The sequence below is a fragment of the Neolewinella sp. genome, assembly GCF_965214665.1.
GTDB lineage: Bacteria > Bacteroidota > Bacteroidia > Chitinophagales > Saprospiraceae > Neolewinella.
This window is the reverse complement of record NZ_OZ243970.1, coordinates 1549177-1564396: the sequence shown is the minus strand read 5'-3', so window position 1 is coordinate 1564396 and position 15220 is coordinate 1549177. Positions and strand designations below refer to the sequence as shown.

General features: G+C 55.6%; 11 protein-coding genes and 2 pseudogenes. 6 read left to right on the top strand and 7 right to left on the bottom strand.

Annotated features, from left to right (window positions below; all coding sequences use genetic code 11):
- The first annotated feature begins 3 nt into the window (after positions 1-3).
- From ACOOHD_RS07000 to ACOOHD_RS06985, 4 genes and pseudogenes are all read left to right on the top strand, one after another.
- Positions 4-2721: a T9SS type A sorting domain-containing protein gene (locus ACOOHD_RS07000; protein WP_420460854.1), complete on the top strand. Its 2718-nt coding sequence runs from the start codon at positions 4-6 to the stop codon at positions 2719-2721.
- A gap of 192 nt (positions 2722-2913) precedes the next feature.
- A complete protein-coding gene (locus ACOOHD_RS06995; RefSeq protein WP_420460853.1) occupies positions 2914-3870 on the top strand; it encodes a hypothetical protein in 957 nt (318 codons plus the stop codon).
- A gap of 438 nt (positions 3871-4308) precedes the next feature.
- Positions 4309-5058: a hypothetical protein gene (locus ACOOHD_RS06990; RefSeq protein ID WP_420460852.1), complete on the top strand. Its 750-nt coding sequence runs from the start codon at positions 4309-4311 to the stop codon at positions 5056-5058.
- 12 nt (positions 5059-5070) lie between these two features.
- Positions 5071-5751 (top strand): annotated as a pseudogene (locus tag ACOOHD_RS06985) (DUF4932 domain-containing protein); the annotation flags it as partial.
- 63 nt (positions 5752-5814) lie between these two features.
- On the opposite strand, the gene ACOOHD_RS06980 reads toward ACOOHD_RS06985, so the two are convergent.
- Positions 5815-6405, bottom strand: coding sequence for a hypothetical protein (locus ACOOHD_RS06980; RefSeq protein ID WP_420460851.1), 591 nt, complete (start codon positions 6403-6405; stop codon positions 5815-5817).
- A gap of 171 nt (positions 6406-6576) precedes the next feature.
- Here ACOOHD_RS06980 and ACOOHD_RS06975 point away from each other — a divergent pair, with 171 nt between their 5' ends.
- Positions 6577-7356 carry an alpha/beta hydrolase family protein gene (locus tag ACOOHD_RS06975; RefSeq protein WP_420460850.1) on the top strand — a complete coding sequence of 260 codons (780 nt, stop codon included), beginning with the start codon at positions 6577-6579 and terminating at the stop codon, positions 7354-7356.
- A 406-nt stretch (positions 7357-7762) separates the two neighbouring features.
- Here the strand turns inward: ACOOHD_RS06975 and ACOOHD_RS06970 are convergent, their stop codons facing one another.
- From ACOOHD_RS06970 to ACOOHD_RS06960, 3 genes are read right to left on the bottom strand one after another with little or no spacing between them, the layout of a single operon-like run.
- On the bottom strand, positions 7763-8017 hold the full coding sequence (locus ACOOHD_RS06970; RefSeq protein WP_420460849.1) for a hypothetical protein: 255 nt from the start codon (positions 8015-8017) through the stop codon (positions 7763-7765).
- On the bottom strand, positions 7947-9656 hold the full coding sequence (locus ACOOHD_RS06965; RefSeq protein ID WP_420460848.1) for an MGH1-like glycoside hydrolase domain-containing protein: 1710 nt from the start codon (positions 9654-9656) through the stop codon (positions 7947-7949). Before ACOOHD_RS06965 ends, ACOOHD_RS06970 begins: the two co-directional genes overlap by 71 nt.
- 39 nt (positions 9657-9695) lie before the next feature.
- On the bottom strand, positions 9696-10070 hold the full coding sequence (locus ACOOHD_RS06960) for a hypothetical protein (protein ID WP_420460847.1): 375 nt from the start codon (positions 10068-10070) through the stop codon (positions 9696-9698).
- Between the two features lie 897 nt (positions 10071-10967).
- Between ACOOHD_RS06960 and ACOOHD_RS06955 the strand changes: the two genes are divergently transcribed.
- Positions 10968-11786, top strand: a complete 819-nt coding sequence (locus ACOOHD_RS06955) for a hypothetical protein (protein ID WP_420460846.1) — start codon at positions 10968-10970, stop codon at positions 11784-11786.
- Positions 11787-12599: 813 nt separating this feature from the next.
- Here ACOOHD_RS06955 and ACOOHD_RS06950 read toward each other — a convergent pair.
- The 3 genes and pseudogenes from ACOOHD_RS06950 to ACOOHD_RS06940 form a co-directional block, all read right to left on the bottom strand.
- Positions 12600-13184, bottom strand: a pseudogene (locus tag ACOOHD_RS06950) (IS630 family transposase); the annotation flags it as partial.
- The gene (locus tag ACOOHD_RS06945) at positions 13172-13537 is read right to left on the bottom strand and encodes a helix-turn-helix domain-containing protein (RefSeq protein ID WP_420461407.1); all 366 of its coding nucleotides are present in this window, start codon (positions 13535-13537) and stop codon (positions 13172-13174) included. The gene ACOOHD_RS06945 and the pseudogene ACOOHD_RS06950, both read right to left, overlap by 13 nt.
- A 449-nt stretch (positions 13538-13986) precedes the next feature.
- Positions 13987-15183, bottom strand: a complete 1197-nt coding sequence (locus ACOOHD_RS06940; protein ID WP_420460845.1) for a DUF4932 domain-containing protein — start codon at positions 15181-15183, stop codon at positions 13987-13989.
- Between the last annotated feature and the right edge of the window lie 37 nt (positions 15184-15220).

The window sequence follows — 15220 nt, the reverse complement described above, 5'->3', positions numbered from 1 at the left end:
GCTATGGAGATCAAGGTACTGTCAGGAATTTTTGCGGTTATGATTTGCCTAAGCAGTGGCTTGCCAGGGCAGTCTATTGGGGAAGCCGAGTATTTTTTTAACACCGATCCCGGCGTGGGCAACGGCCTAAGCCTAGCGGTTCAAAGGGATGGAACCGCTGGGGCGGTAGAGGCCGATGTTTCGGTAGCGGGGCTTAATCCGGGATTTCATACCCTGAGCATTCGCTACCGGGACAGTGAGGGGGTTTGGGGACTTACGGAAACTCGACAATTCTTCGTCGAGGAGGCGACGGCGCAGAAAAAAAAGATCGTGGGCGCGGAATACTACTTCGACAACGCGCATCCCGACCCGGGAACCGCTATTCCACTCCCCGTCGATCCAACAGGACAAATCGATACTACCTATGCTATTGAATTGTCCGGTCTTGCAGTTGGGGACCATACGGTACATTTTCGCTTGCTGGATAGTGGGGGAGGATGGAGCTATACGGAAGCTAGGCGATTCACCTTAGCGGTGCCCCGTCTTGATTCAATCACTCCGAATTACGGAGGCAATACGGGTATGGCGACAGTGAATGTTCTCGGAGCGGGATTTGATGAAAACACTGAAATTAAGTTGACGCACGATGAGCATCCAACTATCGAAGTACCGGATACCGCAGTAACTTCAGTGTATGGCTCCCTCCTTGTCTTGACCTTGGACTTAGAAGGAAAAGCTGAAGGCGTTTACGATGTCGAGGTAACACTGGTGGACGGAACTGAACTGAGTTTGCCAAAAGCCTTTTCTGTCGAAGCGGGCCAAGATGCTGACCCCTACGTTAAAATTATAGGGCCGAATGCTATAAGGCGGCGGCAGTGGTATACATATAGTGTAATGTATGGGAACAGAGGTAACACCGACGCTACCGGGGTGCCAATGTTTCTACAATTACCGTCCTCAACAAGTCCAGGTAAATACGAACTCAATTATGACATGTCGTGGCCTTCCGGTGGCAGCAACAATGACTCAGGAGGTACCCCGTCACCTCCCGGTAGTGCACCGCCGGAATTTGGAAAACTACCGCCTGATTACCCATTTAGTTACCCACAGGGCACACCCGGAGAGAGCCGAGTTGTCTTAGGAATCTTACCCATACTTGGACCAGGGGAAGTAGGCACTCTCACATTCAACCTATACGCTAGCGTCGATAACAGCAATGGTAATGGCGTTGGCGAGTGCCTACCTTTATCGGCTTGGGTATCTCCTGCCATGTTCCAAAAAGGGTTACTGAACCCCGACGTGTTTGATTGTTTTGCTGAGGTTGCAGCTTTGTCGTTTGGGTCAATTCCAGGCTTCGGATGTGGCTACGGAGCGGCGGATCTGGCCCTAAGACCCGTGCTAAGAAGAAGATTAACCGGCCAAAGCGGGTTTGAAGTAAGCAGTTTTGTTCAGGGTGCAGGGTTCGCCATACTTGGTTGCGTGCCCGGTGGCCGAGTAGGTGGCAAACTCGCCCAGGTAGCAGAAGCAGTTGCGCACGCAGGTACCCAGCAAGGAGTCTATAAAACGTTTGCCAGCTGTGGTAGAGCGTTTATGCCTACGAGTCCAAAGACTGATAAATGCGTGGAATTATTGGTTCCCTTTGACCCAAACGACAAAATTGGTCTCGATGGAGCGGGGCTGCGGAAATACGTGTACGGAGATGAACCGTTGCCTTACCTCATCCGCTTCGAAAATATCGAATCGGCAAACGCAGCGGCTCAGGTAGTCCGCCTCGTTGATACCCTCGATACCGCGGCATTTGACGTATCGACGCTGGAATTGCAACACTTCACGATCGGCAGTAGACAGATTAACATACCCCCGGGCCACAAGAATTACTCTACCGACGTGGATCTGCGCCCCGGAACCGACCTGATCGTGCGCTTCACCGCTGAAATGTATGAGTCAACCGGTGTGATGACCTGGCTCTTTGAATCGCTCGATCCTGGAACGCTCCAGCCGACTCCAGATCCGGTAGCGGGTTTCCTACCGCCCAATGTCAAATCTCCACAGGGAGAAGGGAGCGTTTTTTTTACCGTACAACCCCGCAGTGATTTGACCACCGATAGGACCATAAGCAATAAGGCCGCAATTTACTTCGATGCCAACGAGCCGATTACCACGCCTACCTGGACGAATACCGTGGATAAGTCCGCCCCCGTAAGTAGCGTCAACGCCCTTCCCGCTACCCAGGAGCATCAGGATTTTGAGGTAAGCTGGAGTGGCAACGACGAGGGATCGGGAATCAGGGCTTATAATATCTACATGGCACTCAACGACGGACCGTACGGCATCTGGTTACGCAATGTCGAGTACACCGCCGCCCCCTTCGAAGGACAGGTAGATTCTACCTACCGGTTCTACAGCATCGCGATCGACAGCTCGGATATATTTGAGGATGCTCCCCCCCTGGCCGACGCGACCACGACGGTAACTACGACGACCTCCACGCAACTGCCGGTTGCGGATGAGATTAGCATTTACCCGATTCCGGCAAGCAACCTGCTAAAAGTAGAGGTTCCTGATCAATTGTTGAATAGCCAACTGAATCTGCTTGACGGTCAGGGCCGCACGGTGTATACCGTCGTGGCTGACCAGCGGGAGTCAATTTTAAGGGTCAGGGACTTGCCACAAGGTTTATACATACTTAAAATATCCACCCGTAATTCGACAGTTTCAAAGAAAATTTTGATCATTCGGTAGATACCGGCTACGGACCAAAGACGGCAACATCGTACGCCACTTCAAGTCGACGCTGGCCGATAACTTCCACACCTCGGCCCCGGTGGGGGAGTACGACCAGTTGAATCGTTTGTGCTACGGTCCGCGAGCCCCCAGGAGCCGGATGCGGATGGTAACCCGCCCGGCGGCGCCTAACTGACCAAGGCCGTAGAGGTGCCCCGCTTCGATGGCAACGGCACCATTCTGGGCCTGGACCGCTGGTTTAGAGCGCAAGACCCAGTGGATGCAGTGGACGGTGCGGCCAACCGGCTGAACTACCGCTACACGGCGGGCACTAACCTGCTGGCGGCCGTAGAAGGTAGCCTGGCGAGCGCCGGTGATCCGGCTACCGGCTGGCAGCCCTTTGACTACATCACGGGCCGGCAGACCTACGCCTACGACAGAAGAGGTAACTTAGTCAGCCAGATGAGTAGTGAGCGACCGGAAGAGGTAGTGACGATCCGGCGGAACCCGTACGGGGAGGTCCGCAGCGTACAGACGGCCGATGCGAGCATTAGCAACGAGCAGCAGTACCGCACGACCTTCGGCTACGGTCCGGACCAGCAGCGGTGGGCCAGGCGGCGGCTGACGGCCGCCCCGGGCTCAGGGAGGGACGCCGAGGCAGCGACCTACTACGTGCGCGATGCACAGGGGTTGACGGCTCTGGCTACTTACCAGCGCGAGCGGGACTACGATGCGGCCATTGACAACTACCTGGACGTTGAGCCCTTCACGCTACGACAGCAGTACCTGTTCGGTTCGGCGCGTCTGGGTGAGGTACGCTTCGACCGTGCGGTGGTGGACGCCAAAGTGCCGGCTACGCCCCTGGCCTTCGGGAAGCGACGGTACGAGCTAACCAACCACCTGAACAACGTCACGACGGTGTTTTCAGAGTACCTGGCGGACTACACGGACCGGCGCTACGTGCCATTCACGGCCCTGGAGTTGCTGGGTCACGAGGACTACCTGGCCTTCGGCTTGGGACTGAGGCGTGCCCCCTTGAGCGACTATCGCTTCGGCTTAAACGGTAAGGAGCGGGACGATGCGGGGGAGTGGGGTGCAACTACTAACCTGAATGGAACGAATAGGAGCTCGACGCACTACGACTACGACTTCCGTATATATAATTAGGGGATCGGTACGGAGAGGAGCGGCTTGAAGTTATAGCAAACACAATCTTGAACCGGATAGCCTTAGAGACGGCGAGGCATCGTCATTGGCATTGATGATGGAGTGATGCAAAGTTCTGATTTACAGTGAACCGGAGAGGGCAAAGCATTCTACTTAACATAAATAGTACTATACTTCGTGATGTCCCTATACCACCCCCCCCCCCCAAAGCTGACTAGATCAAGGGCGTACATGAGAACACAATCAAAATTGAGATTCTTAGCCCTCAAGCAAGCGCCGGGAACAAACTGCACCACATCTCTACGCTAACCCCATCGAATTCGCCAGAATTAAAGCCCAGCAACCCCCGCAAAGAGGAAAAGCAGAAAGCTTCGTCCCGGCTCCAGATTGCCACGGGCTGCACAGATCTACTCTCCGGAAGAGGCGTACTTTCAAGCTATGAAACCGCCAACTTCACTCCTAGTAGCCCTACTACTACCGATCCTTCCCTGCACCTGCGTCCGCGCCCAAACCGTGCCGTCGGAGATGGTGTATCCCGATACCCTGCGCGCACCCGATGACAGTCTGAGTATCTACTTCTCCGCCACGCAGGAGGAAGTTCGGCTCAATCTGAACGAACCTAGCTCCTGGGGTACGGACGCACAACCCGGCCGACGATTGGAAGTACGCACGCGCTACGACACCCTTTCGGTGGCCCCCGTCAACACCTTTCATAACCAGAACCTGGAGATTCCCGTGGTGGGCCGAACGGACACCTTCCTGTACCGCCTGCGCTTCAACGGCACCCCGCAACCGCATCCGGAAGCCTACCGCACGGCCCACCGCGGCGCTACGACCTTTGCGGTTCCCGAGGTGTTCGAGCTCGCCAATGTAATCCTCTACCTCAGCGCCCTGAGCGATAGTACTGGCAATCACCCCCGGGGGACGGCGTACACCGACGCCGTAACGGCACACTTCGCCCCCTTCCGCCGCCATGCCCTGGTGCGGTTGCTCGATAAGCACGCCACGTCCGACGCTGTCGGCTTCAGCCTGTACTATGGATTCCGGGAAAATAGCTACGGCTTTGTCTTCGACGAGTGGGACCGGCTCACCGCCGTGCCCTATCACTTGCCGGTGACCGCCGACTTCTACTCGGGTTTAGCTCCTTACACCCTGATGACCTTCGTTGACCTCCTCTACCTGGTGTAGGACTTCGCCCAGCAATCTGGGTTTCGCCAGTTCTACCGCGACCACGCCGCGGACTACGCCGAGCAGATCGAACAGCAACAAAAACTCATGCCGGTAGGCCAGATGTGGGACTGGATGGAACGCGAGTTCCCGGAGCGCATAGATCATTACGGGATCGTATTTTCTCCCCTCATCCATGGGTCCCACTCCACGCAGCGCTTCGAGAAGGATGAGACCGATGGCCACTATAGTTTTTACGAAAGCATCATGTTCGTCAACGGTCCGGCCGATGTACTCACCTCCGCCTACGACACGACCACGCGGGAGGCGCTGCAGTCCGGCATTGTATTCACCGAGATCGACCACAACTACGTAAACCCGATGACGGCGCAGTACCGCGACGTGGTTACGGCCAACATGCAATCACTCGCCGACTGGAATAGCCGGGCCGGGTCCGGGTACTACGATTCCCCCGAGGCGACCTTCAACGAGTACCTGACCCACGCCCTATTCTGCCTCTACGTACAGGAGACGTACCCGAAGGAGGTGGCCGACCTGGTCATCGACGAAAGGGTAGCACTAATGCTGCGGCGGGACTTTCCCCGGTTCCCTGCCTTTAATCAGGCCTTCCTAGCGGAGTTTGCAAAGGATAAGCGCGGGCAGCCTCTGTCCGAGAGCTACCCCGAAATAGTTGCGCTGCTGGGTACGGATTAGGGGCGGGGCCGCGGGTGCAAGCAACCTCGCGCGACCCGAAATTTACTTCCTAAGCCGGTAGCTTCAGTAACTCCGACTATCAAAACCATCACCCGTCAGTGTACAATTCTCCGCCGGCTCAGCCACGTCGAAGGAGTTAGAGTCGTAGGTAGCCTCCAGGCGGTAGTAGTCCTTAAACACCGAGCGGTAGCAAACGTAGAAGGTAGGCGACTCACCGTTGTTAATCCGGTCGTAAAGTAACTGCGCTAAACTGTAGTTAGTATTGAAGCGCAGGAAGGAAAATGACTCGCCCGCCTGAATCGTGCGGTTGCCGATGGACGTAGTACCGTAGTTGCGCTGAATTGAATCGGGCGCCGCCAGCGCATCCCAGAGCTCTCGGTAAGTGCTGAGGTACTTATCCCTGAACTGGAGCTGAAAGCCCTCCACGATGGCCGGTCCCGTACCGGTGTTGGCAATACCTAAGTCTAGCTCCACCCCGCCATCCTCCCGTCCGTTGACGTTTAGGAAGACCTGCAAATTCGGCCAGAGCTGGGCCTTGGCGTTCTGGATCATGATCTCTTGTTGGGCCTCCATCGCGCGCTGTTGGCTGCTCAATACCCGGGCCTGGTAGATCGATACGATCAGGGCGCACAGACTGATGATGGACAGCGCCACCGTAGCGATCAGGGAATGATCGGTCGTCCAATTCTTCCACCGTGGTGCAGGAGCGGCTCCCCCTTGCTATCGACTAGCTGGGCTTGCGGCTCCTCCGAATCGTGTGCTTGCATCGAAGCAAGTTAGGGCCGTGGAGCGAAAGGGAAGTATATTACAGTACAACAACACGTAATGTCGAGCTCCCCGTACCGATCACTCACCATCTTGCTTTTTCTACTGAGCGGGCTGCTAGCTGCTCAAAGCACCTTCGATGCTGATCCGGCGCGTAGAGACACCTTACGCAATCTCCTGGGAGCTTTTCCCACTGGCGTACCACTGGATTTGGATACCCTCGAGACGGTCGATTTGGAAGGGGGAGTTCGGTTAAAAATTGCCTACACCGTCGAACTGCCGGACCCAGTGTTCGATACACCGATCGACCGTATCAGCGCTTACTTGTTCGTTCCCGACCGGCAGGGAGAGGAACGCCTGCCGGCCATCGTGGCTATTCATCAGGACGGCCCACAGGCTCACCTAGGCAAGGAGGAACCGGCGGGGCTGGCCGGAGCCGATGACATGCACTACGCTCTGGAGTTGTTTCAGCGAGGCTACGTAGTGATCTGTCCCGATCGGTACTACCATGCGGGCCGGCGTCGTATCGTGGGCGCTGATACCGCCGGAACGGATTGGGACAGAGAAGACGGTATGATCTCGCACTGGACTGGACAACTACTGATGCGCGGTCGCACTCCCACCGGTAAGGAAGCTTATGATCTAGTACGCACAACGGATGTGCTCGTAGACGTGGATGGGGTAGACACTTCGCGGATTGGGACAATTGGGCATTCTGCGGGGGGCTACGTTATGGTGTATTTCATGTTCGTAGACCCTCGCATCAAGGCTGGGGTCTCATCCTGTGGCTTTCATGAGGTAATGGGGTTTTACATGTCGCTCCCCGCCCGGTACTCCTGACCCGGGGCATGTGGGAATGGGGTAAACGCGGCAAGTGGCGCACCTTCAGCATCGAGCACCGGGAAGAAACCGAAGAAATGGCAACCTATGCAAGAACTGCCTATGCCGAACACGAGGTGCCAGACCATCTACGAACTATCATCTTTGAGGAGGGTAACGGACAGCACGCGTTCCCGCCGGGCGTGAAGGAGCAGGCGTACCAGTGGTTGGACAAGTATTTGAAGTAGTCTGCGTGGGAAATCTACCTGTACAACTGCTCGGTAGGGAGTTCTTTTTCCAGTCTACAAAAACAACCTTCATCTATAATTCCTGGTCTCCCACAATACCTCACCTAGGGGCGGGGCCGCAGGTGCAAAAAAACGCCCCCCGGACCCGCACCGCACCTGCGGCCCCGCCCCTAGTGCCATCAGTCCTCCGGCGCGTCGGGGAAGAAGTAACCATGCTCCATCAGGGGGATCAGCCCAAGCAGTCCCCCCCAGGAGTAGAAGCTGTCGCTGTTGCGTACGTCGTCGCCTACTCCTGTCTCGGCGTTGTAATTCTCGTGGACGCGGCGTTTTCCCTCCCACTCGTTCAGCAGCAACTGACGGGACTTATCCGCCAGCATGCGCTGCGCGTCCGGCAGGTCGTAATTGCGCAGGCCCAGGTACACCAGGAAATTCATGGGTGCCCAGATGCGCCCCCGCCAGTAGGAAATTGTCGGCGAAGGCCGAATCGTTGCGGGCAATGGAGGGCAGCATCCAGTCGCCGTAGAACTCCCGGGGGTTCATCAGGTGCTCGTCCACCATCCGCCTGGCCTGGTCGGGGGTGGCTACGCTGCCGAGTAGCGGATAAAAGTTAGTGGGAGCCAGGTGGGGAGAAGCAGCGCCGGTACGTAAGTCTCTGTCCCGGAAAATACCGGCTTCCTCGTCCCAGAGTTCCTGTAGTTTCGTGGCGTACCGTTCGGCGCGCTGCCGTAGTTCTTCCGCATCCTCATCCCGCCCAAGTACCTCGGCAATTTCGCGGAGGTAGCGGCAGTCGGCTACGTAAAGTCCCATCAGTCCGACGGAGGCCAGTTCCAGCAGCCCCTTCTCCGCGTCGAAGACGACCCCGTCGAAGAGGGGGGAGTTGTCCAGGCCGGATTCGTACTTCGCCGCCTGTTCGGTATTGCCGCCCATGCCGGCGGGGTGGGGATCGGACCCCCAGGAGAGAAAGCCCCCGTTGTTGCGGTGTTGGTCCCACCACCGGTTCCAGGTGAGCAGCTTGTCGTAAACGGCCTCCAGGAACCAGGTCTCCCCGTAGCGGTCGTAGATCAATTTACAGGCCATGCTACCGACCGGCGGTTGCGAACGGTCGAAGGACTTCAGTCCGTGGGTAGCCTCCAGGTTCGGTACGAACCCCTCTTCGGTCAGGGCATTGGTGATGGCGATCGCGTTGGCGTACGCGAGCGGCTTGAAGTCGACGGAGGCCATCAGGGCCGCGAAGTAGGTGTCCCAGTCGAAGATGATGTACCCACCCCAGGCTTCGTTCCAGATGCGACTGACCGAGGCGATGCCCCGCCCGTTCGTGGCGTCGTAGATCAGATTCCAGGCCATGACCGACTGCATGGCCTCGTAGGCGTCGGCCAGCTCGCCGTACCGCTCGAGCGATTCGAGGTAGGCCAGTCTGCCCCCTTCAATGATGTCGGCCACCTCCGCGGTCGTCTTCGCGCTTCCGGTGTACACGGCTACCTCCCGGTCGGACGGGAAGGAGAAGTAGGGCGAGGAAAGGGGTAGGGCAACGTCCTGCTCCTCCACCGTAGTGGCTATGCGGTAGGTAGAGTCTGAGAGGTGGGCCGTGATGGTCCCGTCACTTTTGCTTACCGAACCGGGAAGGTTCCACAGGATACCCGTCTCTACGGCCAGGAGGTGCGGCAGGTCGGGCGATTCCAGGGGGCGGTAAAGGAGGTAAAAATCCTTGCCGTCGGTGGCGGTTTCGACCGTGGCGCGTTGTCCCTCCCATTCGATCTCCAGTTGAGTGTAACTGCCGTCGTAGGCGTGCCGGCCGGGGGAGATATGCTCCGGAAAGTTGAACTTCGGACTCGACACGTAGCTATCCCGCAACCAGTACGGACCCTGCCGCTGCTTACGGAACAGCAGCTGGATGTTGAGCCCCTCGGGCATCTTGACGTGCGACAGTACGCTGGGGTTGTTCCAGGTATTCCAGCCGCGGAGGAGCAGTTCCTGGTTAGCGGCGGCCGGGGGCAGGGTATCCGCCGTGTCTGCTTGAGCGTAAACACCACTCGCTAAGGGAAGCAGCAAGGCGAGAAACAACAGTCTGATCACGGGGCGGTCGATTTATGCTTGGGGAGCTCCCAAGATAGGCTAACCGGCCGTCGATCCTGCGGGACTGCGGGACCAGTCGGTAAACGCCACCACACCACCCGCAGCCACCGTAAACAGGACATTGAACAACTGGACCTTACCGTCTTCCCGGAACGGAGGTAAAAAGGTCTGCAGCGTAAACTGACCGATGTTATACGGGTCGATCTTACCGTGCAGCCAGAAGGGAATAAGCGGCCTCACGGCAGCGGGATGCTCCGTAAGACCGACGTAGGTCAGCAGGACCACCCCCTCGGCAGCATACACCTTACGCACCTTCCGGGAAAACCCGAACAGGGAGGGCAGTACGAGCAGACTGGTCGCCAGGGCATAGTCCAGCACGCCGTGGGCCTTCGGGGAGAGCAGGGTATTTCGCAACGTCGGCGGGTTTTGGGTGGGTACTTCACAACGACCGGTTCGTTGCGGAGGTTCGGTGGTGGGCCGGGGCCGCGGGTGCGGGGTCTTTTAGTGAAGTGAGCTCTGATTCATTATGATATTGTTGAACGATACCGATGTACTGTTTCAGAGACAACCGGTTTTGTGACTGATTCGCGCCTAGTCGTTTGTCTTCTGACGGGGGAGACGATGACACTTGAAACACTTAGGGTAATAGTGTTTCAACGCAGGAGGGTAGGGTCCTTAATGCAACACTATGTGTGCGAAGTGATTCGAATATTTCCTAGATCGGCCGGTCTTGCAGGTCCGATCGTCAGCGTTTTGGCACTTGCGGGTGAAGCTTGTGAAACACTTTTACCAATAGTGTTGCAATAAATGTTAACCCAGCGCAACTACTGAAAAAGCGTCTAATAGTTGCGCCCCGCCAACTCTAAATTTAAAAGTTGTAACGCGACAGTCCTTGCTGGTATAAAGGAGTATCCCGAATCCTCGGGCAAGGCTTAAATGCTAACCGTTATGCCAAGGTGTATAGAATGGGGCCAGGAACGTCACCGGGAATGCACGCAGACCCGCGACGAAGGATATGACCAGTGCACGGAGACCCGCGACGAGGGATATGACCGGTGTACGGAGACCCGTGACGAAGGATACCGTGACTGCTGCGACTGGTGGCCCTGCTCCTGGGCCTGTAAGGCCTGGACGTGGATATCAAAAATCGTTTGCGTAGCCTGGACATGGGTTTCAAATATAGTTTGCGTAGTCTGGACGTGGGTTTCGAATATCGTTTGCGTAGCCTGGACGTGGATTACAACGGCCGTTTGCGTAGCCTGGGATATCATTACCACTATCGTTAACGCAGTACTGGTTACCTTGGAATCTTTGTTGGGATGGTTATTGTCTGGTCTGGCTTTCATAATTGAATTGCTCCAGATGATTCCGGTGCTAGGTACCCTAATCCGCTGGATCATTAATGGGATCACGCTGGTTGTGAACGTATTGATTGCTTTGCCTGATGCTTTGTTAGGTTGGCTTGGCATTCGACCAGAAAAAAAGTTGCGGGTGTGTACAGTCATTTTGAGTGACGAGAAAGGCAGTCCCGTGGCAACCCGTGCTCAAGTAGTTCCGATGCTGCAATTAGCGGCGGATATGTACAAGCGCGACGCCAATGTGCGACTCATCACTTCCCAAGCATTCCAGTACGATAGTGGCTTTACCGCCGCAGAGACCGTCGACGAAAGTTGGATCACTATCGACGCCAACACCAGTGATAATGACACGCTAGAGGCAGAATGCAATGCCGGGGGGGAGTGGCTACTGGGCGGCACCAAATTCCAGTTTAAGAGCAGTACCCTCTGTTTTTTTGGTAACTGGCGGAACGTGCTCGGTTATGGCGCCCCCATCAATTGCTTCGTCATTCGCGACATCCCCGGTAATGCAGTTGGCTGCTCCCTTTTTATCACGGACTATATAACCGTTGATCAGGCCGCCGTAGCCACTAGTCCACGCACTATTGGTCATGAGATCGGCCATTCCTGTATGCTTTGGCACGTTTGCGTTGATGACGATATAACGAATCTAATGGGTACACAGGGAGCCTGCGACCCAACCTCCACTACTGCTAGTGATCGTGCCAACCCCACCATGCACGACTGGCAGGTCATACTTGTGCGCGCTTCCAAACACGTCTCTTACTTCTAAATCTATGCCGTTATGAGTCGCTATACGCTTATCCGTCATCCTTCCCAGCTTAAGAGTCTCACGAACCTTCCCTTCACGAGACGACCTACCCGTGGGCACCTACGACTTGACGAAAGCTTCGACGCTAAGCACCGACAAAGCCTGGAAAAAGAGCTCAACCGGTACTACTATGCGTGCGGTTGCGAACAGGGGGCTAAGGGGCTACTTATCGGACTGCTAGTCAGCCTGGTCAACAGTGGTTGGTTGTATCTCGAGCATGACTGGTCGCGAGAGGATGCTGCCTGGCTGGCATTAGGCATCACTGTGGCGGGGGCAATTATCGGCAAGGTCATTGGTCTGGTAGAGGCACACGGTCGTCTACGAGCTACAGTGCGAAGGGTTAGCGGTAGTTGGCGGGGAAATTGGCCAGAGGAGGAATTTATCGCATGTGGATAGTACGGATGCCTCCGAAGAGTAGGATGCTAAAGTAGGGCGCAATCAGAAGGATCCGAGCTATAGTAGCTCGAATAGTTGGCTTTACCTACGACGCTGAGGTGGTCCCGTCTATCTAGGGGCAATACCCGTTGTGAAAGTGGCATTATCTGAGCGTGTTAAAGTACTCATTCTCTACCTGTTGCTTATCCATAATGCTGAGTATCTCATCGCGTTGTTTTTCCTATGTGATAGCTCCGCCATGGTCAGTTCCCTCCTGGATGGCATCTATGGTAATTTTCTTTTTACAGCTTGCGGAATTGATGCGTCGTTGAGGTAAGTGAGTGGAACTTTACCAGCGACACGATTTCGAGGTACACGATGGTAAGTAGTCAGACAAATTTATACTAACATTTGATCTATACTGAAGTTGATGTCGAACAGCCCTTCCCCGTAACCGTCCAATATAGCCTCGATCCGCTGGTGCAGTTCAGCCTCACTGTTGAAGTCCTGTGGTCGTAGCCACTCGTGCTTCATCTTGCGCCACAGGGTTTCGATGATGTTGAGATGAGGACAGTAGGGGGGCAGAAAAAACAGCTCCAGCCCCCGCGTTTTCCACTCCCCGATCTTTGCGCTTACGGCCGCCGAGGTGTGCCAGGGGGCATTGTCGATGACCACTACGGTGGGTTGCTGGAGCGTAGCGGCAAAGTCCTCCATCCATTCGATCACCTGAGCGCTATCGACGCGACCCCGGGTGGTGTAGCTGGTCAGGTCGCCCCGGTAGTTGAGTAGGCCGAATACATTGATCTTACCGGCTTTACTGCTGCTGATGCCATGCTGCTCGCCCACCCGGATCCAGCCGTAGGGGACATTGGGCTCCAGGCAAAACGCACTTTCATCAGCAAAACGTAAGTCGATCTGCTGTAACACGGCCAGGGCAAACAAAGCCTTGAGCGCGTCCCTAGCCTGCGCAATTACTTCGGCCGCCGCCGGCGGCCGCTTGGCCGTACTACGGCGGAAGCGTTTCCACCGCCAGCCGTTTTTTTTAGGATGCGCTGCAGCGTCTTTTTGGACATGGGTTTACCCGTAAGGGTCTCAATCTCAGCCAGGGCCTGATCAATCTTCTGGGGATAGCGCTCGACCAACTCCTCGATCTTATCGACCAGGGGCTGGTTATCGTGGCGCACGATGGGGGGCCTACCCTGTCCCTTGACCGTGTGTAGCGCTGCAATACCGCCCGCCTCGTAGCGGTTAAGCCAGTGGGCTACCGTCTGGCGGCTTACCCCCTCCAGGGCGGCAATCTCGGTGGCGTTGTAGCCCTGACCGCTGAGCAGAATCATGTTGCAGCGGGAGCGGAAGGGGTGGCGTTTACCGGTTTTCCAACCCTGCAGTAAGGCAGCGTGCTCTTCCGCGCTTAGGGTGATGTGGCGTACATTCATGCCGCAAAGTAAGAAAGTTAAACTAAATCTGTCTGACTACTTATGCATGAAAATGATTTACAGTTGCTAGGTTACACTTTCTGTAGAAATGTAACCTAGAACTTCAAGAAACGAAATACGATAGATTTTTACTAGGCTTTTTATAAGAAAACACATACTGAGTCTAGCCGTATCAGAAGATAGCTAACCTTTCCTCCTAGAAAGTTAATTGCTATTTAATTAAAATACTTCTTCACCGTTAGGAACATCATTGTCTAACCTCAAGTCCATTTACCTATTTTTTGGCTACGAGGACCTATTATATGCAGCCATTCGAAAAGAAATTTACACAGTGTTGAGTATCGTTAATACTACTCACCACAATTTACCCCCGCCATCCAATCCAGTGCTGCTGGCCAGAGCTCCGGCAGCGGCCGGTCGGGATGTGTCGCGTACCAGTCCAGCACAAAGTCATTGAAGGCACCAAACTGGGGGAAGCCGCGTTCGTCTACCATGAACCCGGCCTCCCGGGTATTGCGCTCGGTGAACACTGCTTCACTAAAGGTATCTCGTAGGTAGAGGCTGAAGACTGCCCAAGTCAGGTACTCATTGAAGGTCTGGTAACTGTTTGGGTAGCCCTGGGCACCCGTGTTCCAGTAGGCTAGTGGCAATAAAGCGGTACTTACTGCCGTAACGGTGTCCGATACCGGATTGACATAGTTGTGGTCGATCTCGGTAAATACTACTCTAGCCGTAGCTGCTACGTCATCCGAAGGGGCATTGACGAACATGACCGTCTCGGAAAAGTCGTCTTGGGTAAAGCGTTGCGTAGCGTGGTAACCTCCAATGAGCGGTGAGAAATAGATGACGTAGCTGTCGTAACGGGCGGGGAAGCGATTCTCAAGCCAGTCCCACATCCCGTGCACATCAACCTCCTGTTGGTACTGCGTCTCCAGTAGGTTGTAAAGCGGCAGGTGATTTTCGTAGAAGGCCGCGAACTGAGACGTCCGGGCGAAGTCGGCAAAGTCTTCGAGTAAGGGCTCCTGGTCATTGTCACTCTCGAAGCTTAGTACACGGTACGGCCCGGGGTTCGCGATTTTGCCGTCCTCCGTTAGCCGATACATACAACTGTTCATCCGCATATTGTTGTAGTGACCGTAAGCACCGTCAATACCTAGGCTGTCGTTGACCGCGTTCAGAGTGACGATTAGTTGGTGGTCGCGGAACTGCCCAAAATGGTTCATTACCTCGGTGTAGTAGTCGCTGTCTTTTGCGCTTAAGTTATCGTCGGCCTCACCAAGTTTCGTCAGTGCGAAAGCGATCAGGTAAAGTTCCTCTACAGGGGGAATCTCTGCCCGGAACTGCCCACGGTTGGCCCGCTTGTACTCTTCCGAATAGGCTACCGGACTCGGTCGCCCGATCAGGTAGTTGGTCACCGTATCTCCCCCGGCGGTCAGGAACAAGATCGCCTGCCGGCTACCGGGCGAAAAGGTAGTCGTCAGCGAATCGACTGCGCTCACCACCTTAAAGGTATCGATCTTACCGATGTATGGAAAGTACGTAAGCATCCGGGCAACCCCATATTGTAGACCTAACCTTACGGCT